Consider the following 25,931-nt stretch of genomic DNA (forward strand, 5'->3'; position numbering starts at 1 on the left):
ACCCCTCCGGCCAGGGAAGGCGCTGCCTTCCCTGGAACCCATCCGGCAGGAGGGCGAGGCCCTCCTGCACCTCTCTTCGTTTGCTCGCGGGTGTTTCAACAACCCGGATGTCTCTGCCGAAAGGGGCTTCGTCCTTTGGTGGGAGAGGTACGGGAGAGGGCGACGCCCCCCTGCCGGGGCTCGGGGCAGCGCCCCGATGCCCCCGAGCCGGCCGCACGGCCCCTCAGGGCGCCCCCTCAGGGCGTCTCCACCAGCCCGATCGACTTGATCCCCAGCGCCAGCGCCCGGTCGTCGGCGTTCACCTGCGCGTCGATCGGCCGCACCGCGTCCGGGAATTCGCAGCCGAGCCGCAGCAGGTAGCCGCCCGGAATCGGCATCAGCCGGTCGCGCGGCAGGACCATCACATGGTCCATCTCCCGGATCGCGCCGCTGCCGGTGAAGCGCCCGATCTCGTGGCCGCCGACCGAGAAGATCAGCCGCTGGTGCTCCCAGCGCGGCGGCAGGAAGAACATGCCGGTGATGCGCAGGCCCACCCGCTCCGGCAGGTCCGCCGGCAGTCGCAGCACGATCTCGGCATGCTTGCCGTCGTTCCAGGTATGCGTCGACTCGGGCCGCGACCAGCCGACCGAGAGCGCCCCGGTGCCGCTCTCGCCGCTCACCGTGCGCAGCGTCTCGCCGATGCGCAGCGCCGGCAGGACCTGCTCCGGCCGGATCGGCACCGCGCCGACCGCGGCGGGGTCGGGCACGAAGCGCTTCCCGCCCGGCGCCAGCACGTAGAAGCCGTCCACCTGCACCAGCAGGTCGTCGCCCGCCGGGTCGAGCCCGAGCAGCACCGAGGCGGCGAAGGCCGGGTTGCCGAGGATGTAGACCGTCTCCGGGTCGAAGCGCCCGTTCGCCACCATGGACTCGGCCTCGCGGCGCAGCGCCTCCATGTTCCCGAGGTCCCAGCGCGCCAGGTACACCATGTCGAGGCCGAGGCGGTGATCCGCCGCGAGCGTCGCGATGCGCGACCAGCCGGCCGCATCCATCTGCGGCGGCAGCCGGCGGATGCGCCGGTAGTGCGGCAGGACGGCGCCCCAGAACGGCGCCCCGGGCGCCAGATTCCACTGCGCCGGCGCCGCGAGGTAGCGGTTGCGCAGCGGCAGCCAGCCCGGGCTGGTGTCCCACACCTGCAGGGCCAGCGCCGCCGCCAGCACCGCCGAGGCCGCCCGGCTGCCCCAGCGGCGCACCAGCACCAGCACGGCCAGCATCGTCAGCAGGTACAGCATCGGCCAGACGAAGCGCGCGGCGCTGCGCAGCACGTTGGCGATCCGCAGCGCCCAGGGCGGGAAGGGCAGCCAGCGCTCGAAGGTGCCGATGCTGGGGCGGTAGGTGACGGCGAAGGCCAGCAACCCCAGCAGCACCAGCAGCAGCGGCACGTACTGCCAGGAAAGGGCCGGACGCCTGCCGCGCCGGCCGACGAGCAGCGCCACCAGCGCCGCCGCCCAGGCCACGAGGCCGCCGAGGCCGGGGAAGACCGGCGACTCGGTCAGGGTGGTGCCGAGCGGGATCGGCGGCAGCAGCCGCGACCAGCCATCCGGGTGCAGCAGGGCCAGCAGGTTGAAGCGGTACTCGCCGTAGCCGGCCGAGGTGTAGCCGGTGCCGATCAGGAAGAAGCCGCTCAGCCACAGCAGCAGGAACACGCCGAGGACGCCGCAGGCCGCCTCCGCGAGCGTGGCGCCCCAGGAGCGGCCGAGGAGCAGCCGGCGCAGCAGGTCCGCCCCCCACAGCGCCGCCACCATCACCAGGATGTAGGAGTGGATGCCGGCCGCCAGCACCAGCAGCCCGACCCAGAGCACCCCCTGGCGGCGCCAGGGCGGCGCCACCGCCAGCCACAGCGCGAACAGGATCAGCCAGTGCGAGGAGAGCGCGTAATGGCCGCCGATCCGGAACAGGAAGACCGGTGCCGCGACCAGCAGCCCGGTGCCGAGCAGCCGCGGCAGCGGCCGCGTGGTCGCCTGCCCCATCAGCAGCCAGCCGCCGAGCGCCTGCAGCAGGAAGCACAGCAGCACCCACAGGCCGAGATACTGCGGCAGCGGCAGCACGCCCGACAGCGCCTTCAGCGGCATCGCCAGGATCGGGATGATGTCGGCATTGTAGATCGAGGAGCCGAGCTCCAGCCCGTAATCCGGGTTGGCGCCCGGCGGGAAGTGCCAGGGCGACTGCACGAAGAAGCGCCAGGCGAGCACGTAGGTCGACGGGTCGCCCTGGTTGAGCCAGCCGGTGCGCGCCGGATCGAGGATCGCGAGGCCGCCGATCGCCACGAAGGCGCCGAAGCCCATCAGCACCGCGAGCGCGGCGCCGAGAGCGGTGATCCCGGGTGGCTGCGGCTCCATGCCGGCCCGGGGCGCGGCTGAACGCATCGGCTCGATCAAGTTGATCCCCCTGCTGACATCGTGCCGGCCACCCCGCGGCGTCCTGCCGCGTCGGCCCGCACGGAACTGCCCGTCATGCGGCGGGCCGGCCCCCTGCCCGCCCCCTCTCCGGCCCCGGCGTGCCCGCCGCGCCCGCGCGCGGTCCCCTGGCCGGCGTGATCGGGATTCCCGCGGGCCGGCCCGTACCGGTCAGCGCCGGCGCGGACCGGCGCGATTCACCGGTCCGGCGCGCGGCCGGGGCCCGCCCCTCCGGACGGGCCCGCGCGCCATGCCGGTCCGCGCGAGCCGGGGCCCGCGCGGGGCGGCGTCAGTCCTTGCGCGCCCGCACGAAGGCGGAGAGGCCGCCGGCCCGGTTGTAGGGGAACCAGGGCAGCTCGGCGCGGCAGACCGCCTCCAGCGCCGCGTTGCTCAGCGCGCCGTGTTGCCGGAGGCTGCTTTTCGGCGCCGCCTCGTCCTTGCCCAGCACCTTGCCGCCGAGCCGCACCCCGGCCACCAGCGGCAGGATCGAGGCGAAGTAGTAGGCGCCCCGCTCCACGACGAAGCCCGCGCGGCGCAGCACGTCCTCGATCTGCTTCAGGGTGTAGCGGCGCTCGTGGCCGAGGAACACGTCGTGCCCGCTCCACAGCCACTCGAAGGCCGGCACCGTCACCACGCAGCGCGCGCCGGCGGGCAGCTTGGCGAAGTACTCGGCGGCGAGGCCGACATCGTCCGGGACGTGCTCCAGCACGTCCATCATCAGCAGCAGCCCGGCCTCGCTCCGCCCGACCTGCCGGCGGAAGCGGATCGGCTTGCCCGCCTCCTGCTCGTCGTGGTCGTCCGGGTAGTTCGGGTCGACGCAGACCGCCTCGGCCAGCGCCGTGTGCCGCAGCAACTGGCGCGCGAAGAAGCCGGAGCCCGCGCCGACATCGAGCAGCGAGCCGGGCGAGAGATCGGCGGTCAGCCGCGCCAGCGCCGCGTACTTGGCGCGGTAGTACCAGTGCGCGCCGATGGCGTCGCCCAGGATGTCGGATTCCCTGAGGTCCAAGTCTCAATGCTCCGTGTCGGGCGGACCGATCTCGCGCGCCACCAGGTAGAGCGGCCGCCCCTTCACCTCGACGAAGAGCCGGCCGAGATACTCGCCGATCACGCCGAGCGAGAGGAGCTGCACGCCGCCGAGGAACAGCAGCACCGCCATCATCGAGGGATAGCCGGGCAGGTCGATGCCGAGCACCAGCACGCGCACCACGATGAACATGGCGTAGAGGAAGGAGAGCAGCGCGATGACGGCGCCGAGATAGGTCCAGACGCGCAGCGGCACGGTGGAGAAGCTCGTGATGCCGTCCAGCGCGAAATTCCACAGCCGCCAGTAGTTCCACTTGCTTTCGCCCGCCGCCCGCTCCGCGCGCTCGAAGGGCACGCCGACCGTGCGGAAGCCGACCCAGGCGAACAGCCCCTTCATGAAGCGCCCCCGCTCCGGCAGCCGCCGCAGCGCCTCGACCACGGCCCGGTCCACGAGGCGGAAATCCCCGGCGTCGGGCGGGATGCGCGTGTTGGCCACGCGGTTGAACGCGCCGTAGAACCAGCCGGCGGTCATGCGCTTGAGGGCGGTGTCGCTGCTGCGGTCGGCGCGGCTGCCGTAGACCACCTCGTAGCCCTCGCGCCAGCGCGCGACCAGGGTGGGGATCAGCTCCGGCGGGTCCTGCAGGTCGACGTCGATCAGCACCACCGCGTCGCCGCGCGCCCGGTCGAGGCCGGCGCTCATCGCCGCCTCCTTGCCGAAATTGCGCGACAGCGCCACGACCCGGATCCGCCGGTCCGCGGCGGCGAGCCGCGCCAGCAGCGCGACGGTGCCGTCCGTCGAGCCGTCATCGACGAACAGCAGCTCGAAGCGCAGCCCGGCGCCCTCCAGCACCGCGACCACCGCGTCCAGGAACAGCGGCACCGCCTGCTCCTCGTTGAGCACCGGCACGACGAGGGTCAGCAGCGGGTCGGCCGGCCGTGGGCGGGCCTCGGCGGGCATGGTCGGGACGGGCGCGTCGGCGACCGTCGCGACGGGATCGGGCGGGATTGGCGGCATCACATCTTGTTGGCGGCGCGGCAGCGGGGCTTTGGCATAATCCCCCAGGGGCGGCAACCGCCCCGGCGCGCCTCGGCCGCGCGTCGGCGGCGAGAGTCAGCCCTCCGCTTCGACACCGTGCGGTGACCGAGGAATTGGACGATGCCCCTCAAAAGTGGCACGATTGGACCACAATTGATCGCTGGACGTGTGCAGATGCCGGTCAGGAGTATCGTGGCGGAACTTACCGACCATGAAGCGCGCATGCTCGTGCTCGAAATGTCCGTCGCCGCGCTGATCGCCCAGCTTCCGCAGGCCTCCCTGGAGGAGGTGGTCGGGATGCTTTCCTTCGTCGCCGGCGCGGCGGAGGAGGCCGAGGACGTGGCCGTCCCGGCCGGCGAGGAGCAGCTCGCCCAGATCCGCCACTGGGCCCATGAGATGCTCGGCCGCGTCATGGTGTCGCGCAAGGCGTCGCGGGGCACCGCGCCGCAGGACCGGTCGCAGGACAAGCGGTAGAACGGGGCGCCGCACGGGCCCGCCTCAGTTGTTGGTCACCCCGGCCTGCCGCACGATCGGCCCCCAGCGGTCGAATTCCGCGCGCACATAGGCGTCGGTCGCGTCCGGGTCCATCCACAGGCTGTCCGAGCCCAGCTCGGCGAGCCGCGCCTGCATCGCCGGCTCCTCCAGCAGCCGCCTGGTCTCCGCCGCCATGCGCTCCAGCACCGGCTGCGGCGTGCCGCGCGGCGCGAACAGCCCGGTCCAGGAGCGCACCTCGTAGTCCGGCACGCCGCCCTCGGCGATGGTGGGCAGTTCCGGCCGGCTGCGCAGCCGCGCGCGGCTGCCGACGCCCAGGATACGGACCTGCCCGGCCTCGTGCGCCGGCAGCAGGGTCGGCAGGTTGAGGAAGGCGATCGGCACCGTGCCGGCGATCAGGTCGGTCAGCGCCGGGCCGCCGCCGCGATAGGGCACGTGGTTCAGCGGCACCCCGGCGCGCAGCCGGAACAGCTCCCCCGCCAGGTGGTTGCTGCTGCCGACGCCGCTGGAGGCGAAGCTCACGCCGCCCGGCGTCGTGCGCAGCTTCGCCAGCAGCCCGGCGAGATCGGCGACGCCGACCGAGGGATGCACCGCCAGCGCGTTCGGCACGTCCACCAGCATGGACATCGCCACCAGCGCCTCGCGCGGGTCGTAGCCCTGGTCCGGCACCACGAGGTGGTTGAAGACGTGGTTGGAGGCGGAGGAGACCAGCAGCAGGTGCGAGTCCGGCCGCGCCCGCGCCACCTGCGCCATGCCGATCGCCCCGCCGGCGCCGGTGCGGTTCTCCACCACGAAGGAGCGGCCGTAGGCGGCCTGCAGGCCCGGCGCCAGCAGCCGCGCCACCACGTCGTTCGAGCCGCCCGGCGCGTAGGGCACGACCAGCGTCACCGTGCGCTGCGGCCACGCCTCCTGCGCCTGCCCCGGCCGCACGGCCGCGAGCAGCGCCAGCGCGGCGGCGAGTCCCCGTCGTTGCATGGACGCCCATCCCTTCCTGTTGGCAGGCAGGATGGCAGCTTCGGCGGTCGCCGGGGAGGCCGCCCATCCGGCTCCCGCGATCCGCCGGGGCCGGTCCGGCGGGGGGCGCCGCCATCCCCGATGCCGGGTCTCGCCGCCGCCTCAGCCGAGCAGGCTCTCCCGCAGCGACGTCCAGCGCCCCACCACCGCGCCCAGCTCGAAGCCCGCCGCCCGTGCGCGCCCCCGCGCCGAGAGCGCCGCCCGCAGCGCCGGATCCCCCGCGAGCCGCCGGAACGCCGCCGCCAGCGAGGCCGGGTCCTCGTGGTCCACGTAGACCGCCGCGTCGCCCGCCAGTTCCGGCAGCCCGCCGCGCCGCGTCGTCACCAGCACCGCGCCGCAGGCCAGCGCCTCCTGCGCCACGCGCGGATAGGGGTCGTGCCAGCGGCTCGGCACCGCCGCCACGGCCGCGCGCGAAAGCGCCGCCAGCGTCTCCGCATTGTTGCGGAAGCCCAGCATGTCGATCCCCGCCGACGCCGCCAGCGGCCGCAGCGCGGCGGTGAAGGGCGTCTCCGGGCTGTCGGCGCGGAAGCGGTCGGCGCCGATGACCGCGGCGCGCCAGCCGGGCATGTCGGGCAGCGCCAGGGCGCAGGCGCGCACGAAGGTGTCCGCGCCCTTGTCCGCCGCGAGCCGCCCGACGAAGAGCAGCACCTTCCCGCGCTCCGCCGACGGCGGCGGCAGCGTGTCGAGGCGCAGCCCGTTGTGCATCACCAGCGCCCGCCCCGGCGGCGCGCCCGTTCCGCCGGCTGCGAGATCGCCGGTCAGCCGATCGAGGATGTGGCCCGAGACGCAGCACACGGCGCCGAGCCGCCCGAGCAGCGCCCGCCGTTCGTCCGGCGTCCGCGCCCGGCGCATGCCGCGCGGGTCGTTGTGCAGCACCAGCACCACCGGCACGCCCGGCAGCCCGCGCGCGAGGCGCAGCGCCACGTCCGGCCGGTTGTGCACCTCCACCACGTCCGGGCGATCCCGGCGCAGCGCCCGCAGCGCCGCCGCCGCATAGGCGGCGTTGCTGCCGAGCAGGCGCAGCAGCGGCCCCGGCCGCACCGGCAGGAAGCGCAGGCCCGGATAGGGAGGCGAGTCGGAAGCCGCCCCCAGCACCGTGGTCTGCCAGCCGGGCGGGCTGGCGGCGGCGAGGTCGCGCACGATCAGCGCGATCGCCCCGGCACGCCCCTCGGAGAAGCCCTCCTTCGGCGGCAGCACGATGGCGACCCGCCGGGGCGGGCCGCCCGCCGGTGACCCGGACGCGCTCAACCCGGACGCCCCGCCCCGCGCCGGGCGCCCGGCGCGTCGCCGGGGCGCGCCGGCACGGCGTGGCTCATGCGGTGCGGTCGACCCCGCCGCCCGACAGCGCCGCCTGCGCCGCGGCCAGCCGCGCCACGGGCACGCGGTAGGGCGAGCAGGAGACGTAGTCGAGCCCGGCCTTCTCGCAGAACTGGATCGAGGCCGGGTCGCCGCCATGCTCGCCGCAGATGCCGAGCTTGAGGCCGGGCTTGGTCGCCCGCCCCTTCTCGGCGGCGATCTCGACCAGCGCGCCGACGCCATCCACGTCGAGCGAGACGAACGGGTCCTTCGGCAGGATGCCCTTCTCGACGTAGGTCGGCAGGAACTTGCCGGCATCGTCGCGCGAGAGGCCGAACACGGTCTGCGTCAGGTCGTTGGTGCCGAAGGAGAAGAAGTCGCCCACCTCGGCGATCTTGTCGGCGATCAGCGCCGCGCGCGGCAGCTCGATCATGGTGCCGACCAGGTATTCGATGGTGGTGCCGGTCTCGGCGAACACGGCCTTGGCCACCTTGTCCACCTGCGCCCGCGTCACCTCCAGCTCGCGCACCATGCCGACGAGCGGGATCATGATCTCGGGCACCAGCGCCTTGCCGCTCTCCTTGCCGATCTCGACCGCCGCCTCGAAGATGGCGCGCGCCTGCATCTCGTAGATCTCGGGATAGGTGATGCCGAGGCGGCAGCCGCGATGCCCGAGCATCGGGTTGGCCTCCTTGAGGTCGTCGGCGCGCCGGCGCATCGCCTCGACGTCCACGCCCAGGCTCTCCGCCAGCTCCGCCAGCTCCTCCTCCTTGTGGGGGAGGAATTCGTGCAGCGGCGGGTCGAGCAGGCGGATCGTCACCGGCAGCCCCGCCATGATGCGGAACAGCTCGACGAAGTCCTTGCGCTGGAAGGGCAGCAGCCGGGCGATGGCGTCGCGCCGCCCCTCCTCGGTCTCTGCCATGATCATCTGCCGCACGGCGCCGATGCGCTCGGGGTCGAAGAACATGTGCTCGGTGCGACAGAGGCCGATGCCCTCGGCGCCGAACTTGCGCGCCGTGTCGGCGTCCATCGGCGTCTCGGCGTTGGCGCGCACCTTGAGTCGGCGCACCTCGTCGGCCCAGCCCATCAGCGTCGCGAAGTCGCCCGAGAGCTGCGGCTCGATCATCGCGACGGTGCCCACGAACACCTCGCCCGTCGCGCCGTCGAGCGTGATGGTCTCGCCGCCGCGCACCACCACGCCGCCGGCCGAGAGCTGCTGCGAGTTGTAGTCCACCGCGACCCCGCCTGCGCCCGCGACGCAGGGCCGGCCCATGCCGCGCGCCACCACCGCGGCGTGGCTGGTCATGCCGCCGCGCGTGGTGAGGATGCCCTTGGCGGCGTGCATGCCGTGGATGTCCTCGGGGCTGGTCTCGATGCGCACCAGGATCACCGCCTCGCCCTTGGCCGCGCGCGCCTCGGCCTCGTCGGCCGAGAACACGACGATGCCGCAGGCGGCGCCCGGCGAGGCCGGCAGGCCCTTGGAGAGCAGCTTGCGCGGCGCCTTGGGGTCGAGCGTCGGGTGCAGGAGCTGGTCGAGCGAGCCGGGCGAGACGCGCTTGACCGCCTCCCTGCGGTCGATCAGCGCCTCGTTCGCCATGTCGACCGCGATGCGGAGCGAGGCGGCGGCGGTGCGCTTGCCGTTGCGCGTCTGCAGCATGTACAGCTTGTTCTGCTGCACCGTGAACTCGATGTCCTGCATGTCCGCGTAGTGGCGCTCCAGCGTCTCGCGCACCTTGCAGAGCTCGGCGTAGGCGCCGGGCAGCGCCTCCTCCATCGAGATCTCGCCCACCTTGGCGCGCGCCTTGGAGAGCGGCTGCGGCGTGCGGATGCCCGCCACCACGTCCTCGCCCTGCGCGTTCACCAGGAACTCGCCGTAGAACACGTTCTCGCCGGTCGAGGGGTCGCGCGTGAAGCACACGCCCGTGGCGCAGTCCTCGCCCATGTTGCCGAACACCATGGCCTGCACGTTGACCGCGGTGCCCCAGCTCGCCGGGATGTCGTTCAGGCGCCGGTAGGTGTTGGCGCGCGGGTTCATCCAGGAGCCGAACACGGCGCCGATCGCGCCCCAGAGCTGCTCGGCCGGGTCCATCGGGAAGGGCTTGCCGGTGACCTCGGCCACCATCGCCTTGTAGCTGGCGACGACGTGCCGCCAGTCATCGGCGTCGAGCGCCGTGTCCTCGGAGACGGCCTTCTCGAGCTTCGCCTCCTCGATGATCTCCTCGAAGCGGTGATGGTCGACGCCGAGCACCACCGAGCCGTACATCTGGATGAAGCGCCGGTAGCTGTCCCAGGCGAAGCGCGCATCGCCCGAGGCCTTCTCCAGCCCCGCCACCGTGGTGTCGTTGAGGCCGAGGTTCAGCACCGTGTCCATCATGCCCGGCATGGAGACGCGGGCGCCGGAGCGGACCGAGACCAGCAGCGGCTTCGCCGGATCGCCGAACTTGTTGCCGACCGCCTCCTCGACGCGCGCCAGCGCCGCGTCCACCTGCGGCTTCAGCTCGGCCGGGTAGTTGCGGTCGTTGTCGTAGAAGGCTGTGCAGACCTCGGTGGTGATGGTGAAGCCGGGCGGCACGGGCAGGCCGATCGAGGCCATCTCGGCCAGGTTGGCGCCCTTGCCGCCGAGCAGGTTGCGCATGTCGGCGCGCCCCTCGTTGCGGCCGGCACCGAAGCTGTACACCCACTGGTGGGTCATCCGGGATCCCTTCCCCTGTCGCGCCGTCCGGGCGGGCGCGCGGCCCGCCCGGTGCGGCGACCTCAGCCTTCGATCTTCGAGAAGTCGGCGACGGCGTCCATGGCGGCGCGCAGTCGCGAGAGCAGTCGCAGGCGGTTCACCCGGAGCGCCGGGTCGGCGTCGTTGACGATGACGCGGTCGAAGAACGCGTCGACCGGGACGCGCAGCGCCGCCATCGCATCCATCGCGGCGGTGAAATCCTCGCGCGCGGCCGCCTCCTTCACCGCGGCCGAGGCCGCGTCCAGCGCCGTCGCCAGCGCCCGCTCCTCGGGCAGGCGCAGCAGCCCGGCATCGCCGCCCGGCGCGAAGCTGCGCCCGTCGCGCTTCTCCTCGATGCGCAGGATGTTGGCGGCGCGGCGGTAGGCGGCGATCAGGTTCGCGCCGTCCTCGGTGCCGAGGAAGCGGCGCACCGCCTCGGCGCGCGCCAGCACGCGCACGAGGTCGTCGTCGCGCTCCTCGGCGTCGAGCACGGCGGCCACGATGTCGTGCCGCGCCCCCTCGGCTCGGAGCTGCACGCGCAGCCGGTCCTTGATGAAGCCCACCACGTCGTCCACCACGCCGGGCCGGTCCTCGGCCAGCAGCGCCACGCCGCGCTTCCACCAGGCGTCGGCGCCGCCCTGGCCTGCCAGCGAGGAAGCCGGCGCCGCCAGCGCCACCACGCCCTCGTAGGCCGCGTCCGCCACCGCGAAGAGGTCGAGGCGCAGCCCGTTCTCGCGGATGATGCGGATCACGCCGAGCGCCGCCCGGCGCAGCGCGTAGGGGTCGCCCGAGCCGGTCGGCGGCTCGCCGGCGCGGAAGAAGCCGACGAGCTGGTCGAGCTTGTCGGCCAGCGCCACCGCCACCGCGACCGGCTCGGCCGGCACCGCGTCGCCCGGCCCGAGCGGCCGGTAGTGCGCGGTCACGGCCTCGGCCACGCGCGCCTCCTCGCCGTCGGCGCGGGCGTAGTAGCCGCCCATCACGCCCTGCAATTCGGGGAACTCGCCCACCATGCCCGAGGCGAGATCGGCCTTGGCCAGCTTCGCCGCGCGCGCCGCCAGCGCGGGGTCGGCGCCCACCATCGGCGCGATCGTCGCGGCCAGCGCCTCCAGCCGGCGCACGCGCTCGCCCTGCGTGCCGAGCTTCGCGTGGAACACCACCGTGTCCAGCCTCGGCAGGCGTGACTCGAGCGTCTCGCGACGGTCGTTGTCCCAGAAGAAGCGGGCGTCGGAGAGGCGGGCGCGCAGCACGCGCTCGTTGCCCGCCACGATCGCGGCGCCGCCATCGGCGGGCACGATGTTGGCCACCAGCGCGAAGCGCGGCGCGGCGCGGCCATCCGGATGGCGCAGCGCGAAGTAGCGCTGGTTCACCCGCATGGTGGTGCGCATCACCTCGGGCGGCAGGTCCATGAAGGCGTCGTCGATGCGCCCGAGCAGCGGCACCGGCCATTCCACGAGGCCGGCCACCTCGGCCAGCAGCCCCTCGTCGGGAACCACCTCCAGCTCCTCGTCGGCGGCGAGCGCGGCCACGCCCTCGCGGATCGCGGCGATGCGCCTGCCCGCATCCGGCACCACGTAGCGCCCGGCCAGGGCGGCGAGGTAGTCCTCGGCATGGCGCACCGCGAAGGCGCCGGGCGCGTGCACGCGATGCCCCTCGGTCTCGTCGCCCGGGACCAGGCCGTGCCCGTCGTCATCCCGGCCGGCTTCCATCTGGCGCAGCCCGAAGCGCACCACCTCGCCGTCGAACAGGCAGAGGATGCGGCGCAGCGGCCGCACCCAGGCGAAGCTGCCGCCATCGCCCCAGCGCATCGACTTCGGCCAGGGAAAGCGGCGCAGCAGCCCGGGCAGCGTCTCGGCCAGCAGCGCGGCGGTGGGTCGGCCGGGCCGGCGGATCACGGCGTAGAGATAGGCGCCCTTGCCGGTGTCGCGCGCCTCCAGCTCCTCGCGCGTCAGGCCGGTGGCCCGGAGGAAGCCCTCCAGCGCCGGGCCGGTGGCGTCGGCGCGCGGGCCGCGCCGCTCCTCCTCCACGGCCGGCGTCGCGGCGGGCAGCACGGCGATCAGCGCGATGCGGCGCGGGCCGTACAGGGTGCGCACCGCCTCGGGCGCGAGGCCGGCCGGCTTCAGCGCCTCGGTCAGCAGCCGCGCGAGGTCGTCCGCCGCCCGCGCCTGCATGCGGGCCGGGATTTCCTCGGAGAAGAGTTCCAGCAGGAGTTCAGGCATCGGGATGCAGGCTTCTTACCGATACGGGCAAGGTCATTGCCCTTGTACAACTCAGGGTACAATTCAGCGGCGTGGTCCGCCCGGGAAAAGCGCCGGCCCGGCTCCGCCCGGCGAGGATCCGCTCCGGTGGCCGGCCCTGGCGCGGCCGGCGTGGCCCGCGACGCCTCAAGGCCGCGGGGCCGATCCGGCCGGCGACCCGCTGCCGCCGCCCGCCACCCAGGCCTCGCAGCAGCGCTTCGCCAGCGCCCGCACGCGGCCGATGAAGGCGGCGCGCTCGGTCACGCTGATGGCGCCGCGCGCATCCAGCAGGTTGAAGCTGTGGCTGGCCTTGATGCACTGGTCATAGGCCGGCAGGGCGAGGCCCCGCCCCACCAGCGCGGCGCATTCGCGCTCCGCGTCCTCGAAGTGGCGGAACAGCAGGCCGGTATCGGCATGCTCGAAGCTGTAGGCGCTGTACTCGCGCTCGGCGCGCAGGAACACGTCGCCGTAGGTGACGCCCCGGCCGTTGAAGTCGAGGTCGTAGACCCGCTCCACGCCCTGGATGTACATGGCGAGGCGTTCCAGCCCGTAGGTCAGCTCCACCGCCGGCACCTCGCAGGGGATGCCGCCGACCTGCTGGAAGTAGGTGAACTGCGTCACCTCCATCCCGTCGCACCACACCTCCCAGCCGAGGCCCCAGGCGCCGAGCGTGGGGCTCTCCCAGTCGTCCTCGACGAAGCGGATGTCGTGCTCGAGCGGGTCGATGCCGAGACGGCGGTAGCTTTCCACCAGCAGGCCCTGCGGGTCGGCGGGGCCGGGCTTCAGGATCACCTGGTACTGGTAGTAGTGGCCGAGCCGGTTCGGGTTCTCGCCGTAGCGCCCGTCGGAGGGGCGGCGGGAAGGCTGCACGTAGGCGGCGCGCCAGGGCTGCGGGCCCAGGGCACGCAGCGTGGTCGCCGGGTGGAAGGTGCCCGCCCCCATCTCCATGTCGTAGGGCTGCAGGATGACGCAGCCCTGCTCCGACCAGAAGTTGTGCAGTCGCAGGATGATGTCCTGGAAGCTCGGCGGCTTCCCTCGTGTGCTCATGCGCGGCAGGAACCCCGACCAACGGAACCGGTCAAGGGACCGGGTGTGCGGTGCAGCATAAGGGGATGCCCGTGGCCTGGGCAAGGCAAGCCGTCCGGACGTGCAACCGATGCGCTCCTTTCGCCCCCGGATCCGTGCCAACCGGGCCCACACCCCCGGCCCTGATCCTGGGACTGGCAGCCCGGACCGCTCCGGCCGAGGATGGTCGGGCGCGAAGGAGGATGCTGTGTACGAGGAACGCTTCATGCGCCGGGCCATCGCCCTCTCGGCCCGGGCGCTCGACCATCCCGGCAGCGAGCCCTTCGGCGCCGTGGTGGTGCGCGACGGCGCGATCGTCGGCGAGGGCTTCAACCGCGCCGCCGCGCACCACGATCCCACCGCGCACGGCGAGATCGAGGCGATCCGCGACGCCTGCCGTCGCCTGCGATGCACCGACCTCGCCGGCTGCGAGCTCTACACCTCCTGCGAGCCCTGCGCGCTCTGCGCGGCGGCGATGGCGATCGCCGGGATCGGCACCTTCCACTACGCCGCCTCGCTCGACCAGTCGGAGCGCGCCCTCGCCGCCCTGCCCGCCGGGCTGCGCCCCGCCATCACCCCGGCCGCGATCCGGGCAGCCGCCGCGACTCCGGGCCGCGACCGCGCCAGCCAGATGCTCGATGCCGAGGCGGTCGCGGTGCTGGAGCGCTGGGCGGCCCGGGCAGGGTCCGGTCCCGGGGCCTGACGCGTCACCCGGCGGTCTGCTTCCTTGCCGGCCGGACGGACGGATCCGGGAGCCGTCATCGAGGCGGCGCGGGCGGGCGGTCCGGCCGGCGCACCGCCCAGTAGGTCGCCCCGCCCGCCAGACCGCCCGCCATCCCCACCACCAGGAAACCCGCCGCCACGTCCGGCGTGATGTCCGACGCCCCGGCCAGCCGGAACAGGACGGCCGGCAGCAGCATCGCCACGCCGCCGGCCAGCACGCCGGCCACCGCGTGGTCGCGCAGCCCGGTGCGGCGCAGCCGCCGCAGCAGCGCGTCCGTTGCCCAGCAGGCGAGCGCGACCAGCGGCGCCACGACGATCAGCATGACGTGTCCGCCGACCAGGGCGGCCAGGAAGAGGGCCACTATCCCGGCCGGCCAGGCCGCCGGCTCCGTCACCAAGCAGGCGAAGGCGAGGGCACCGGCCAGATAGGCCGCCGGGATCGCCGTCAGGGTGGCGCCGAGGCGGCTTCCCGCGACCGGCGCCGCCCCGGATGTCCCCATGCCCGCTGCCCGTCGCATCGCCATACCGCGCACCCTGGCAAGGCCTGCTTACGGACCGGCACCGTTCCGGCGCCGCGACCCTGGCACCGCGACCCTGGCGCCGCGCCCCTGGCGCCGCGATCGGGCGAACCCTGCGATGCCTGCCGCGTTGCCCCGGGCAGCAGCCAGGAAAGGCGAACGCCATGTCCGATCACAAGTCGACCAGGTCCGCGGAGCAGAAGGTCGAGACCGCCGTGGTCGATACCTTCCCCGCCAGCGACCCCTCCTCCGCCACCGCCGCCGCCGGCAGCCGGGCCGTCGATCCCGCCGACATGATGCACGCCGCCGGCTCGCAGCCGGAGGGCGCCACCTCGCCGGTCGCCGCCCGTTTCCCGGACAGGGAGGCCGCCAAGCTGGCCGTGGAGAAGGTGGTGCGCGAAGGCCCGCTGGACCGTCGCCGCGCGGAGATCACCACGGACGACGACGGCGCCGTGGTCGAGGTGCAGGCCACCCCCGCCGACGCCCACCGCGTCGCCGACCTGCTGACCCAGGAAGGCGGCCAGCGGATCTGAGCGGATCGCCGTCGGGCGGATCCTTGCCGGGCGCACCGCCGTCGGGCGGACGCGCCCGCGGCGCGCTTGCGGTGGGAGGATCGGGCGGCGCTCCGGGCTGCCCGATCGGTGCGCGCGGTAAGGCCCCTCGCCGGGCTCAGTGGCCGCCGGGCACGCCCTTGCTGGTGGAATACTCGAAGTGCAGCGCCTCGCCCGGGAAGACGCGCGGGTGGATGGCGTGCGCGGCCATCGCCGCCTCCGAGAAGCCCTGGAGGATCAGCTTCAGCTTGCCCGGATAGGTCGCGATGTCGCCGATCGCGTAGACCCCGTCCATGCTGGTGGCACAGGTGGCGGGTTCCACCGCGACGTGGTGCCGGTCCAGGCCGAGCCCCCACTCCGCGACCGGACCCAGCTCGGTCGATAGCCCGTAGAAGGGCAGCAGCACGTCGGCCGGCACGGCCTTCGTCTCGCCCTTCAGGGTCGCCAGCACCACGGCGGTGAGGCTGGTGCCGTCCCCCTCCAGCCCGTGCAGCTGGTACGGGATCGCCAGTTCCACCTCGCCGCGCGCCGCCGCCGCGTCCAGGCGGGCCGCGCTTTCCGGGGCGGCGCGGAATTTCGGCCGGCGGTGCACCACCGTCACCTTCGCCGCCACCTCCTTCAGCGACAGCGCCCAGTCCACCGCCGAGTCGCCGCCGCCGGCGATCACCACCCGCTTGCCGCGGTACTCCTCGCGGCGCGCCACCAGGTAGCGCACCGCGCCGCCCGCCTCGTAGCCCGCCAGCCCCTCCAGCGGCGGCCGGTTCGGCCCGAAGGCGCCGGCGCCGGCGGCGATGATCACCGCCCTGGCCCGCACCACGTCGCCACCCGAGGTGCCGAGCACGAGGCGCCCCTCCGGCCCCTCCCCCTCGCGCGCCAGCGTCTCCACCCGACGCCCGAGCAGGTAGAGCGGCGTGAAGGGGGCCGCCTGCGCCTCCAGCCGCTCGATCAGCGCGCCGGCGTCGATCGCAGGATGCGCCGGGATGTCGTAGATCGGCTTCTCCGGATAGAGCGCGCTGCACTGGCCGCCGACCGCGTCCAGCGCGTCGATCACCACGCATTTCATCCGCAGCATCCCGCACTCGAACACCGCGAACAGGCCGGCGGGACCGGCGCCGATCACGGCGACGTCGGTCTCGATCGAGGTCTGGGTCATGGGCTGCTCCACTCGGTTCGGCCGCCGCGCGCCCCGCGCCGCGGCCCGGTCCGGACCCGCGGGCCCGAACCTGAAGTCCAGGACTGGGAGCCGGCCGCGGCGCGCGGGGGGCGCCGGCCCGGCATGCGCGCGCGGCGGCATCCGGCCCCTTGCGCGAACGGCGCCTCATAGGGGAGATGGGGCGGGGATCATAGCCGGAATGGAGGCGCGGGGACGGCGGGGCCATCCGCCGCGCCGCCGCGCGCGCCCCATGGGACAGATTCGGGGATGGATGCGACGACCGTGACCTTGCCCGACCTCGCCGCCACGCACCGCCTCGCGGCGCGCTGCGCGTCGATGCTGCGGCCGGGCGACGCCGTGCTGCTCGACGGCCCGCTGGGCGCCGGCAAGAGCGAGTTCGCCCGCGCCCTGCTGCGGGCCCTGGCCGGCGACCCGGCGCTGGAGGTGCCCTCCCCGTCCTTCACCCTGGTCCAGGGCTATGCCCTGCCCGGCGGCCCGGCCGGGAGCGCGGCCCACCACCTCGACCTCTACCGCCTCGCCGGCCCCGACGAGATGGCCGAGCTGGGCTGGGAGGAGGCGCGCGAGGGCATCGTGCTGGTGGAATGGCCGGACCGGCTCGGCCCGCTCCGCCCGGCAGACGCCCTCGCCATCACCCTCGCCCCGCTGCCCGCCGACCCGGATGCCCGGCTCGCCACCCTGTCCGGCTGGCCGGATCGCCTGCCCGCCCTGCTCGATGCCCCGGCGGCCAGCGGGACATCCGGCGGGACATCCGGCGGGACGCCCGGCGCGGCAAGGAGCGCATGAAGGACCGCATGCGACGCGACCCCGACGACTTCCTCGCCGCGCACGGCTATGGCCGGGCGCGGCGCGAGCCGCTGCCCGCCGATGCCAGCTTCCGCCGCTACGTCCGGCTGCACCCGGCGGCGCCCGGCCAGCCGGCGGCGCTGCTCATGGACGCACCGCCACCGGAGGATGTCCGCCCGTTCCTGCGCATCGGCGGCCACATCGCCTCGATCGAGCTGTCGGCGCCGCGCATCCTGGCGGCGGACGCCGCGGCCGGCCTGCTGCTGCTGGAGGATTTCGGCGACGCCACCCACGCCGCGCTGCTCGACGCCGGCGCCGACCCGCTGCCGCTCTACCTGGAGGCCGCCGAGACCCTGGCCGCGCTGCACGCCGCGCCGCCGCCGCCCGGCCTGCCGGCCTGGGACGGCGCCGCCATGGCCAGCGCCGCCGCCGGCACCTTCCTCGACTGGTGGTGGCCCGCCGCCTTCGGTGCCCCGCCCTCCGCCGCGCGGCGCGCCGGCTTCCTGGCGGCGGTGCGCGACATGCTCGCCCCCTTCCCGGGCGCCGCGCTGGTGCACCGCGACTACTTCCCCGCCAACCTGATGCGCCTCGAAGGCCGCGACGGGCCCCGTCGCACCGGCATCCTGGACTTCCAGGACGCGGCGCTCGGCCATCCCGCCTACGACCTCGTCTCGCTGGTCGAGGATGCGAGGCGCGACGTGCCGGCGGCGGTGCGCGAGGCCGCCATCGCCCGTTACGCCGAGGGCAGCCCCGGCCTGGACACGGCGGATTTCGCCGCCGCCATGGCCGCGCACGCGGCGGTGCGGCACCTGCGCGTCGCGTCGCTCTGGGTGCGGCTCGAGCGGCGCGACGGCAAGCCCCGCTACCTGCGCCACGGGCCACGCTGCTGGGCGCTGCTCGACCGCGCGCTGCGCCATCCCGCCGCCGCGCCGCTCGCCGCCTTCCTCGACGCCGAGGTGCCGGCCGCCCTGCGCCGCAACCCCGACCCGGTCCCGTCCGATCTCCTCCCCGGTCCGCTTCCCCCCGGTCCGCTTCCCCCCGATCCGCTCCCCCCCGATCCGCTCCCCCCCGATCCGCTCCCCCCCGATCCGCTCCCCAAAGAGGGAAACGCCCCATGATCCAGCCCCGCCACGCCATGGTGCTGGCCGCCGGCCTCGCCACCCGCATGCGGCCGTTGACCGACGACACCCCCAAGGCGCTGCTGCGGCTCGGCGGCCGCAGCCTGCTCGACTGCGCGCTGGACCGGCTGGAGGCGGCGGGCATCGCCCGGGTGGTGGTGAACGCGCACTGGCATGCCGACCAGATCGAGGCCGCCCTGGCGCGGCGCGCCGACGCGGAGGAAGGGCCGGCGACCGTGCTGCAGTACGAGGAGGTGCCGCTGGAGACCGGCGGCGGCGTGCTGCGCGCCCTGCCCCTCCTGGGCGACGCGCCCTTCGCAGCGGTCAACGGCGACGCCTACTGGCTGGACGGCCCCACCCCGGCGCTGCGCCGCCTCGCCGCCGCCTTCGACCCGGCGCGCATGGACGCGCTGCTGCTGCTGGTCCGCGCCGCGCAGGTGGATGGCGAGACCGGGCGCGGCGACTTCCTGCTGGACCCGCTCGGCGCCGCGCGACGGCCGCGCGAGCGCGAGATCGCGCCCTATGTCTTCGCCGGCGTGCAGATCCTCGCTCCCGCCCTGTTCGGGCCGGACGCGGAGGGCGCGGCCTCCGGAGAGGCGGCGGCGGGGAAGTTCAGCCTGAACCGCCTCTACGACCGCGCCATCGAGGCGGGCCGCCTCTTCGGGCTGGTGCATGACGGCGTATGGTTCCATCTGTCCACCCCGCCCGATCTCGACAGGGCGGAGGCGTCGCTGCGCTCCGGGCTGGTCAAGGCGCAGTTCTGAACTTCTCCCCCGGCCCGGCCCGCATCCCCGGCCCGCCCCCGCCGGATGCCCGATGCGGGGCCGCGCCGGGGCGGCGTGGCGACGCGGCGGCCGGTTCCATCCGGCCGCCCGCGTTCCGGCGGCGCGGGGCGCCGCCATGGGAGCAGAGGACGGCATGGGCAGTGACAAACCGGGCTTCGCCTTCGACGCGGCCGGCATCCGCGCCTGGATGGACCGGCAGCGTGCCGAGCGCGAGGCGGAGCTTCGCGAGGCCGCGCGGCAGCGCCGGCAGGAGCAGCGGGCGCTGCACCGCGCCTTCCGCGAACGCCAGGTGCCACCCGACGCGCTCGAGCGGCTGCAGACCCTGGTGCGCCGCACCGCCCAGCGCGGCGAGCGGGAGGTGCTGGTCCTGCGCTTCCCCTCGGACTGGATGCACGACAGCGGCCGCTCCATCACCAGCGGCCAGCCCGACTGGCACGACAAGCTCGACGGCTTCGCGGCCCGCGCCTACGAATTCTACCGGCGCGAGCTGCAGCCGCGCGGCTTCGACCTGCGGCCGGTCATCATGGACTATCCGGACGGCAAGCCGGGCGATGTCGGCATCTACCTGAGCTGGAAGACCGCGACCGACTGACGCCACCGTCACCATCGCTGTCCGGGCCGCCGCCCGGGTCTCGCCGCCGGCGGCACGCCGCGGCGCGCCGTGGCCCGCCGCCTGCCGCGGGCCCGTTACCCCGGCGTGGATTCCCGCCCCGGCCGTCTCCGGCCGCCGGGCGGCCGCTCATCCCCGGCGCCGCGCCTGCAGCCTTTCGCGGAGCGCGCGGATTCGGGCCTCGTGCGCGGCCCAGTAGCGCTGGCTGTCGGCCTCGGTGCGCTGCCCGGTACGCAGCCGCACCAGCTCCGGCCGGGTCAGCCCGGTCCCGACCACCCGGCCCGGCGCGGCCACGCCGGCCGGCATGGCCGCCGCCGCCGGCAGCGCCACCCCGGCCGCCAGCGGCGAGCCGATGCCGGCAAGGTAGCCGACCGCGCGGCGGCAATACTCCACCGAGAGCGGCGACATCCATTCCTCGCCGTGCCCGGCGCGGTACTTCATCAGCGCGCGGCAGACATCGCCCTCGGCGAGCTGCCAGGCGCGGGCCAGGTACGCCACGGCGAAGCGAAGGTTGGTGGTCGGCTCGCGCAGTTCCTCCGGGGTGCCCCGGAAGCCCAGCATCGCGGCGGTGTTGGGCAGGATCTGCATGATCCCGACCTCGCCGTCGAGCCCCGTCGCCTCTGGGTCGTAGGCGCTCTCCACCACCGCCACGGCGTCGGCGAGGGCCGGCGGCAGGCCGCGCTGCTCGGCCAGCCGATGGACCTCCGCGACGTAGCGGGCACGGCGCGCGGCGAAGGGCGTGGCGGGGGGCACCGGCACCGCCGGCAACGCGGCGCCGACGGCCGGCCCGCCGGCAAGCCGACCGGTCGCCGGCACGGCGGCCGAAGCCGACGGGACCCCGGCCGCCGCCCTGCCGGAGGCCGGCGGCGCGGCACCGCCCGGCGCCGTCGCGGCTAAGGGGGCGGCTTCGGAAACGGCTGCCGGCGACGGCGGTGTTGCCGGCTGCCCCCGGACCGGGCCGGCAAGGCCGATCAGGATGGCGAGACCGAGCAGCGGCGCGCCATGGCGGCACGCATGCGTGAAGGCCGGCGGCTCGGCCCGGGCCGGGCCCGCCGGCCGCCGAAGCGGATCAGGTTGGTAGGACACGGTCGCATTCTCGGCAGGCGGGCGGCCGTTCGCAAGCGCGTCGCGCGGCCTCTCCGCCCCGGGGGCCTGCCGGGGACGCCCGAACGTCCGCGGGCCGGCTCAGGACGGCAGGGTGACCGTCGGCAGCGCGCCGACCTCGGGGCGTGCGAACAGGAAGCCCTGGAACAGCGTCACGCCGAGATCGCGCAGGGCACGATACTCCCCGACGGTCTCCGTGCCTTCGGCGATCACCACGACGTCCAGCTCGGCGCAGATGTCCACCACGCCGCCGACGATCACCCGCCGGGCGCGGTCCGTGTCGACGCCACGGATCAGGCCCATGTCGAGCTTCAGGAAATCGGGCTGGAAGTCCGCCAGCAGGCCGAGGCCGGCATGGCCCGCGCCGAAATCGTCGATGGCGACTCGCATGCCGTATTCGTGCCAGGTCCGCACGTGCCGGCGCAGCGCCGCGCGGTCGTCGATGCGCTCGCTCTCGGTGATCTCGACGACGATCGAATGCGCGGGGACGCCGGCCTTCTCGGCCGCGCCCAGCATCGTCTCGAGGAAGCCGTCGCGCATCGGCACCGATCCCGGCAGGCAGTTGATCGACAGCGCGGCGCCGGTCGCGGCCAGGCCGAGCGCGCCGGCGCTGCGGATCGCGGAAACCTTGCAGGCATGGTCGAAGGCGGAGCGGTTCGAGAGATGGATGCCGGACAGCACGCTGCCCGCCGCCTGGCCTTCCGGCCCGCGGACGAGCGCCTCGTAGGCGAAGATCGCCCCGTCGTGCCCGGTATCCACGATCGGCTGGAACGCCATCGCGACGGGCCATTCGGTGCTTGAGGGATCGGCGTTGCCCCGCTTGGGCATCTGTTGGCATCCGTTGCTTCCGGCCTGCTTCTAATGTGATACCCGCCTCGCAATTGCGACCCCCTTTCCCGGGGGATAACGCGGCAGTGACCGGCCAAACCCTTGATCCGCCAAATCGTTTCGGTCTTGTGAGCGAATTCCGACGTTGCGGACGCGCTGCTCGCGTCTTACGGCGATGCACAACAACCCAGGCGCGCCACCAGGTGGACCTATGCCCCGGATCCATCGCCGCCGATGGGATGCAGGAAGGTCTGCGCTATCCTGCGCGGCAGCGCGGCCGCTCCCCGACGCGCCGGATTCACCCGATGAACCTGTTCGACATTCCCGCCCACCTGCCCTTCCTCGACTGCCTCGCCTCGGGTGTCCTGGGAATGACGGCACCGGAGACGCCGGAGGCGCTCTCGCGCGTCACCATCCTGCTGCCGACGCGCCGCTCGGCCCGGGCGCTGCGCGAGGCCTTCCTGCGCGCCGCCGGGGACCGGGCGCTGCTGCTGCCGCGCATGCGCGCGCTGGCCGGCCTTTCCACGGAGGATGCGGACGAGCTGGCGCTGCCGACCCTGCTCGACCTTCCCCCCGCAGTGGAGCCGCTGCGCCGCCAGGGCGTGCTGACCGAGCTGGTGCTGCGCCTGCCGCCGCATTTCGGCGGCCCCGGCTCGCCCGAGCAGGCGTGGCAGCTCGCCGGCGAGCTGGCGACGCTGCTCGACGAGATCGCCCTGGAAGGCTGCGACCCCGAGAATCTCGCGACCCTGGTGCCGGAGGCGCATGCGCGCCACTGGGAGGTGACGCTCACCTTCCTGCGGGCGGTGATCCAGGACTGGAACCACTGGCTCGGCACGCAGGACCTGCTGGATGTCGGCGTCCGCCGGGTGCGGGCGCTGGAGGCGCAGCGACTCGCCTGGGAGGCGGCGCCGCCGGCCGATCCGGTGATCGCCGCCGGCATCGGCCTCGGCACCACCATCCCCGCCGCCGCCGCGCTGCTGCGGTGCATCGCCCTGCTGCCACGCGGCGCGGTGGTGCTGCACGGCGTCACGGAGGAGTCGGCCGCGGTCCGGGACGCGATCGGCGCCGCCCCCTCGCATCCCTTCTCGGGCCAGGTAAGGCTCCTGCGTGCCATGGAGGCGCCGCGCGACGGCATCCGCCGCTGGCCGGGCTGCCTGCACGGGGCGCCGGCCGCCGCCGGGGGGCCGCCGGAGGCCGTCGTGCCCGAGGGCCGCGCCGCCCTGCTCGGCATGGCGCTCCGCCCCCCGGCCGGGATGGATGCCTGGCAGGTGCGCGAGCCGGAACGCTGGGCCCCGGCCCTGGCCGGCCTGTCGCTGCTCTCGGTGCCCGATGCCCAGGCCGAGGCCGTCGCCATCGCCCTGGTGCTGCGCGAGGCGCTGGAACGCCCCGGCGCACGGGCCGCGCTGGTGACGCCCGACCGCGACCTCGCCCGCCGCGTCTCGGCCGAGCTGATCCGCCACGGCATCGCCGCCGACGACTCGGCCGGCGAGGCCCTGGTGCAGACGCCGGCCGGCGCCTTCGTGCGGCTGATCGCGCGCATGGTGGCCGAGGATTTCGCGCCCGTACCGCTGCTCGGCGTGCTGAAGCACCCGCTTTGCGCCGGCGGCTGGGACCGGACGCGCTGGCTGCGGGCCACCCGCCTGCTGGAGCGGCGCGCGCTGCGCGGCCCCCGTCCCGCCGCGGGGCTGGCGGGGCTGCGGCACACGCTGCGCGTCGCCTTCCGCGGCGATCCGGTGCCTGTGGCCGGGGCTGGCGGGGCCGGGACTGGCGAGGCCGGGGCTGGCGGGGCCGGAGCGGGCGAGGACGGAGCGGGTGCGGACGGGCAGCGCGGGATCGGGGCGCCCGGCACCGACCTATCGGGCGCCGACCCGACGGGCCGAGAGACGGCCGCCGACGAGGAGCGGCAGGCGCGCCGGGCGGCGGAGCTCGCGGAATGCCTCGGCCTGCTGGACCGGCTGGAGGAATGCCTCGGCGGCTTCGCCCTGCCCGCCGGCGTCACGCGGGCACCCGCGGCGATGCTGGCCGACCACCTCGCCGCCGCCGAGGCCCTGGCCGCCACCGACGAGACGCCCGGTGGCCTGCGCCTCTACGCCGGCGAGGAGGGCGAGCCGCTGGCCGACCACTTCGCCGCCCTGCCCCCGGCCCTCGGCGCGCTGCCGCCGGTCGCCGCCACCGCCTGGCCGGCCCTGTTCGACGCCACCCTCGCCGGCCTCGCCGCCCGCTCCGTCCGCGCGACGCGCGGGCGCCACGGCGAGGCGCATCCGCGCGTCGAGATCCTCGGCCTGCTGGAGGCGCGGCTGCTGCGCTTCGACCGGGTGGTGCTGGGCGCGCTCGACGAGGCCGTCTGGCCGCTCGCCACCGATCCCGGTCCCTGGATGAGCCGGCCGATGCGAACCCGCTTCGGCCTGCCGGAACCGGAGGCCCGCATCGGCCGCGTCTGCGCCGATTTCTGCCTCGCCGCCTGCGCCGCGCCGGAGGCGGTGCTGAGCCGCGCCGCCCGACGCGCCGGCGCTCCCACCGTGCCGGCGCGCTGGCTCACCCGGCTGCAGGTCTTCCTGGCAGGCCAGCGGGGAGACGGGCACGGCGACGGCGCGACGGGTGGCCTCGTCCTGCCGCCGAATCCCGCCGCCGCCTGGGCGGCGGCGCTCGACCTGCCGGCGGGCGGCGCCGCGCGGCCCTGCGAGCGGCCGGCCCCCCGCCCGCCGCGCGACGCACGGCCGGACCGCATCTCGGTGACCGAGGTGGCGACGCTGATCGCCGACCCCTACGCCTTCTACGCGAAGCGCGTGCTGCGGCTGCGCCGGATCGACCCGATCGATTCCGATGTCGGCGCCACCGATTACGGCATGCTGGTCCACGACGCGCTCGCGCGCTTCGTCCGCCGTCTCGACGCGGTAGCCGGGTGGCCCGGGGCCGAGGCGGCCGGGGAATGGTTCGCCGAGGCCGCCTCGGCGGCGCTGCGCGAGGCCGGAGCGCGCCCCGGCCTGGCAGCCTTCTGGCGGCCGCGTCTCGAACGCATCGGCCGCTTCGCGCTGGCGCAGGAGCGTGCCCTGCGCGAGGCGCGCGGCGTCCGCGGCAGCCACGCCGAGGTGCCGGGCGAGCTGACGGTCCGTCGTCCCGGCGGGGAGGTTCTGCTGGTGGGCAAGGCCGACCGCATCGACCTGCTGGCGAACGGGATGCTGTCGATCATCGACTACAAGACCGGCGCGCCGCCGAGCACCCGGGCCGTCATCGAGGGCCGGGAGCCGCAATTGTCGCTGGAGGCGGCGATGGCGGCCGAGGGCGCGTTCCGGGGCCTGCCGGGCCGGCCGGTTTCGTCCCTGACCTACTGGCGCGTTTCCGGCGGCCCGGTGGCGGGCGAGGTGAAGCCGGTCGGCTGGGGTCCGGAGGAGATCGAGGAGCAGGCGCACGCGGCGCTGGCACAGCTCGGCGCGCTGGTGGATGGCTTCCTGCTGGGCGACCGCCCCTTCCTGGCAAGGCCGCACCCGGCGCGGCAGCCCACAGGCGGGGACTACGATCATCTGGCGCGCGTCGCCGAATGGGCGGGCGCGGAGGATGCGGAGACGGCCGGCTGAGGGGACGGCCCGAGGGGACGGCATGCGCGGCGCTGCGGCCGCCTTCATGCGGCGCCGGGGCCGGGCTGTTCTGTCGGGTGATGGAAAAGGGGAGAACGCCCCAGGCTCCGCCGCCTTATGCGGCGGTCGGGGCCGGAGCGGACGTTCTTCTCGGGAGGCTCAGGCTTCGTGCGGCGATGCCGGCAGCTTCGGCAGATGCCCCGTGGCAACCGCGATGCGGGCCGTGAGGTTGGCCGCGACCAGGGCGGCGACGACGATCAGGAAGGTCAGACTGGACATGGGTGGGATCCTTGTGCCGGACGCCCTCCCTAAACTTCCCACAAGATAGGTACCGCACCGCAAAAATTCAAGTTTTTCAATGTATTAATAAAAGGTGATCGCTGGTTGCGGCAACCGTGCCATGCAGTTGCGCCGGCCCTTTCGATGCCTCTTCAACTTCCGGCGGGCCCGGTCGTGGAGATATGCTCATCGATTCATGCTGTCGGAAGAGGCTGGTGGTTGCGCCGGAATTCGTCCGCCACGGCCGGCGGATAGAACCGGTGGGTCCCGCCTAACCGGGATCGGCTTTGGGGGCGCCGTTCGACAGGCGTCCTCCTGGCTTGGCCGCCCACGTTCCACGTCTTGCGGATGTGAGGCATGCGAGCCGGGCTGGACGGCTCAAGGCAACCGTGGGGTGCCGTGCCGCGCGGGACTGACGTACCGGTGATCGGAGGAAAGAGAACGGCGCGACGTCATGACCGGATCGGGAAGGTCATGGTGGGCGCAGTAGGATTCGAACCTACGACCCGCTGATTAAGAGTCAGCTGCTCTACCAACTGAGCTATGCGCCCGCCGTGGCCCGCTTAATAACGTCCCCAGCC

Annotated in this window: 20 protein-coding genes and 1 tRNA gene; 8 read left to right on the plus strand and 13 right to left on the minus strand. The window is 74.6% G+C overall.

All coding sequences use genetic code 11. The features are described 5' to 3' along the window. Positions 1–236 precede the first annotated feature (236 nt). From M0638_RS18970 to M0638_RS18980, 3 genes are all read right to left on the minus strand, one after another. Complete coding sequence (locus M0638_RS18970) at positions 237–2,402, minus strand: DUF6311 domain-containing protein (RefSeq protein ID WP_248668578.1); 2,166 nt, start codon at positions 2,400–2,402, stop codon at positions 237–239. 319 nt (positions 2,403–2,721) lie between these two features. Then, entirely contained in the window at positions 2,722–3,438 is a 717-nt protein-coding gene (locus M0638_RS18975; RefSeq protein ID WP_248668579.1) for a methyltransferase domain-containing protein, read from the minus strand. 3 nt (positions 3,439–3,441) lie between these two features. Then, the gene (locus M0638_RS18980; protein ID WP_282572160.1) at positions 3,442–4,470 is read right to left on the minus strand and encodes a glycosyltransferase family 2 protein; all 1,029 of its coding nucleotides are present in this window, start codon (positions 4,468–4,470) and stop codon (positions 3,442–3,444) included. Between the two features lie 243 nt (positions 4,471–4,713). Between M0638_RS18980 and M0638_RS18985 the strand changes: the two genes are divergently transcribed. After that, complete coding sequence (locus M0638_RS18985; protein ID WP_248668580.1) at positions 4,714–4,965, plus strand: hypothetical protein; 252 nt, start codon at positions 4,714–4,716, stop codon at positions 4,963–4,965. 24 nt (positions 4,966–4,989) lie between these two features. Here the strand turns inward: M0638_RS18985 and M0638_RS18990 are convergent, their stop codons facing one another. From M0638_RS18990 to M0638_RS19010, 5 genes are all read right to left on the minus strand, one after another. Next, positions 4,990–5,958, minus strand: coding sequence for a Bug family tripartite tricarboxylate transporter substrate binding protein (locus tag M0638_RS18990; RefSeq protein ID WP_248668581.1), 969 nt, complete (start codon positions 5,956–5,958; stop codon positions 4,990–4,992). 141 nt (positions 5,959–6,099) lie between these two features. Beyond that, positions 6,100–7,194, minus strand: coding sequence for a glycosyltransferase family 4 protein (locus M0638_RS18995; protein ID WP_248668582.1), 1,095 nt, complete (start codon positions 7,192–7,194; stop codon positions 6,100–6,102). 115 nt (positions 7,195–7,309) lie between these two features. Beyond that, positions 7,310–9,985: a pyruvate, phosphate dikinase gene (ppdK, locus tag M0638_RS19000; RefSeq protein WP_248668583.1), complete on the minus strand. Its 2,676-nt coding sequence runs from the start codon at positions 9,983–9,985 to the stop codon at positions 7,310–7,312. 62 nt (positions 9,986–10,047) lie between these two features. Next, a complete protein-coding gene (gene glyS / locus M0638_RS19005) occupies positions 10,048–12,219 on the minus strand; it encodes a glycine--tRNA ligase subunit beta (RefSeq protein WP_248668584.1) in 2,172 nt (723 codons plus the stop codon). A 165-nt stretch (positions 12,220–12,384) separates the two neighbouring features. Beyond that, the gene (locus M0638_RS19010) at positions 12,385–13,284 is read right to left on the minus strand and encodes a glycine--tRNA ligase subunit alpha (protein ID WP_248668585.1); all 900 of its coding nucleotides are present in this window, start codon (positions 13,282–13,284) and stop codon (positions 12,385–12,387) included. A gap of 226 nt (positions 13,285–13,510) precedes the next feature. Between M0638_RS19010 and M0638_RS19015 the strand changes: the two genes are divergently transcribed. Next, a complete protein-coding gene (locus M0638_RS19015) occupies positions 13,511–14,005 on the plus strand; it encodes a nucleoside deaminase (RefSeq protein WP_248668586.1) in 495 nt (164 codons plus the stop codon). A gap of 55 nt (positions 14,006–14,060) precedes the next feature. Here the strand turns inward: M0638_RS19015 and M0638_RS19020 are convergent, their stop codons facing one another. Next, the gene (locus tag M0638_RS19020) at positions 14,061–14,525 is read right to left on the minus strand and encodes a hypothetical protein (RefSeq protein ID WP_248668587.1); all 465 of its coding nucleotides are present in this window, start codon (positions 14,523–14,525) and stop codon (positions 14,061–14,063) included. 182 nt (positions 14,526–14,707) lie between these two features. Between M0638_RS19020 and M0638_RS19025 the strand changes: the two genes are divergently transcribed. After that, positions 14,708–15,076, plus strand: a complete 369-nt coding sequence (locus M0638_RS19025; protein ID WP_248668588.1) for a hypothetical protein — start codon at positions 14,708–14,710, stop codon at positions 15,074–15,076. Between the two features lie 136 nt (positions 15,077–15,212). On the opposite strand, the gene M0638_RS19030 is transcribed toward M0638_RS19025, so the two are convergent. Further along, entirely contained in the window at positions 15,213–16,247 is a 1,035-nt protein-coding gene (locus tag M0638_RS19030; RefSeq protein WP_248668589.1) for an NAD(P)/FAD-dependent oxidoreductase, read from the minus strand. Positions 16,248–16,514: 267 nt separating this feature from the next. On the opposite strand from M0638_RS19030, the gene tsaE reads away from it, so the two are divergent. From tsaE to M0638_RS19050, 4 genes are all read left to right on the plus strand, one after another. Next, a complete protein-coding gene (tsaE, locus tag M0638_RS19035; RefSeq protein ID WP_248668590.1) occupies positions 16,515–17,051 on the plus strand; it encodes a tRNA (adenosine(37)-N6)-threonylcarbamoyltransferase complex ATPase subunit type 1 TsaE in 537 nt (178 codons plus the stop codon). 8 nt (positions 17,052–17,059) lie between these two features. After that, on the plus strand, positions 17,060–18,169 hold the full coding sequence (locus M0638_RS19040; protein ID WP_248668591.1) for an aminoglycoside phosphotransferase family protein: 1,110 nt from the start codon (positions 17,060–17,062) through the stop codon (positions 18,167–18,169). Next, a complete protein-coding gene (locus M0638_RS19045; protein WP_248668592.1) occupies positions 18,166–18,933 on the plus strand; it encodes a nucleotidyltransferase family protein in 768 nt (255 codons plus the stop codon). Before M0638_RS19040 ends, M0638_RS19045 begins: the two co-directional genes overlap by 4 nt. 154 nt (positions 18,934–19,087) lie before the next feature. Then, positions 19,088–19,546, plus strand: coding sequence for a hypothetical protein (locus tag M0638_RS19050; RefSeq protein WP_248668593.1), 459 nt, complete (start codon positions 19,088–19,090; stop codon positions 19,544–19,546). A gap of 147 nt (positions 19,547–19,693) precedes the next feature. Here M0638_RS19050 and M0638_RS19055 read toward each other — a convergent pair whose 3' ends face one another. Both M0638_RS19055 and M0638_RS19060 read right to left on the minus strand, forming a co-directional pair. Next, entirely contained in the window at positions 19,694–20,380 is a 687-nt protein-coding gene (locus M0638_RS19055; protein WP_248668594.1) for a lytic transglycosylase domain-containing protein, read from the minus strand. Positions 20,381–20,749: 369 nt separating this feature from the next. Then, positions 20,750–21,496 (minus strand): EAL domain-containing protein, encoded by a 747-nt coding sequence (locus tag M0638_RS19060; protein WP_248668595.1) that lies wholly within the window; start codon positions 21,494–21,496, stop codon positions 20,750–20,752. Between the two features lie 305 nt (positions 21,497–21,801). On the opposite strand from M0638_RS19060, the gene addB reads away from it, so the two are divergent. Beyond that, a complete protein-coding gene (gene addB, locus M0638_RS19065; protein ID WP_248668596.1) occupies positions 21,802–25,071 on the plus strand; it encodes a double-strand break repair protein AddB in 3,270 nt (1,089 codons plus the stop codon). A 754-nt stretch (positions 25,072–25,825) separates the two neighbouring features. Here the strand turns inward: addB and M0638_RS19070 are convergent. After that, positions 25,826–25,901 (minus strand) — tRNA-Lys (locus M0638_RS19070). Between the last annotated feature and the right edge of the window lie 30 nt (positions 25,902–25,931).

It is taken from the genome of Roseomonas acroporae (genome assembly GCF_023223525.1).
Taxonomy (GTDB): Bacteria; Pseudomonadota; Alphaproteobacteria; order Acetobacterales; family Acetobacteraceae; genus Roseomonas_E; species Roseomonas_E acroporae.

Excerpts from the sequence above, each read along its gene's own strand:
- M0638_RS18970 (WP_248668578.1), bottom strand. The coding sequence starts at position 2,402 with ATGCGTTCAGCCGCGCCCCGGGCCGGCATGGAGCCGCAGCCACCCGGG.
- M0638_RS18980 (WP_282572160.1), bottom strand. The coding sequence starts at position 4,470 with ATGCCGCCAATCCCGCCCGATCCCGTCGCGACGGTCGCCGACGCGCCC.
- M0638_RS18985 (WP_248668580.1), top strand. The coding sequence starts at position 4,714 with ATGCTCGTGCTCGAAATGTCCGTCGCCGCGCTGATCGCCCAGCTTCCG.
- M0638_RS18990 (WP_248668581.1), bottom strand. The coding sequence starts at position 5,958 with ATGCAACGACGGGGACTCGCCGCCGCGCTGGCGCTGCTCGCGGCCGTG.
- ppdK (WP_248668583.1), bottom strand. The coding sequence starts at position 9,985 with ATGACCCACCAGTGGGTGTACAGCTTCGGTGCCGGCCGCAACGAGGGG.
- glyS (WP_248668584.1), bottom strand. The coding sequence starts at position 12,219 with ATGCCTGAACTCCTGCTGGAACTCTTCTCCGAGGAAATCCCGGCCCGC.
- M0638_RS19010 (WP_248668585.1), bottom strand. The coding sequence starts at position 13,284 with ATGAGCACACGAGGGAAGCCGCCGAGCTTCCAGGACATCATCCTGCGA.
- M0638_RS19020 (WP_248668587.1), bottom strand. The coding sequence starts at position 14,525 with ATGGGGACATCCGGGGCGGCGCCGGTCGCGGGAAGCCGCCTCGGCGCC.
- M0638_RS19025 (WP_248668588.1), top strand. The coding sequence starts at position 14,708 with ATGTCCGATCACAAGTCGACCAGGTCCGCGGAGCAGAAGGTCGAGACC.
- M0638_RS19030 (WP_248668589.1), bottom strand. The coding sequence starts at position 16,247 with ATGACCCAGACCTCGATCGAGACCGACGTCGCCGTGATCGGCGCCGGT.
- tsaE (WP_248668590.1), top strand. The coding sequence starts at position 16,515 with ATGGATGCGACGACCGTGACCTTGCCCGACCTCGCCGCCACGCACCGC.
- M0638_RS19040 (WP_248668591.1), top strand. The coding sequence starts at position 17,060 with ATGCGACGCGACCCCGACGACTTCCTCGCCGCGCACGGCTATGGCCGG.
- M0638_RS19045 (WP_248668592.1), top strand. The coding sequence starts at position 18,166 with ATGATCCAGCCCCGCCACGCCATGGTGCTGGCCGCCGGCCTCGCCACC.
- M0638_RS19050 (WP_248668593.1), top strand. The coding sequence starts at position 19,088 with ATGGGCAGTGACAAACCGGGCTTCGCCTTCGACGCGGCCGGCATCCGC.
- M0638_RS19060 (WP_248668595.1), bottom strand. The coding sequence starts at position 21,496 with ATGCCCAAGCGGGGCAACGCCGATCCCTCAAGCACCGAATGGCCCGTC.
- addB (WP_248668596.1), top strand. The coding sequence starts at position 21,802 with ATGAACCTGTTCGACATTCCCGCCCACCTGCCCTTCCTCGACTGCCTC.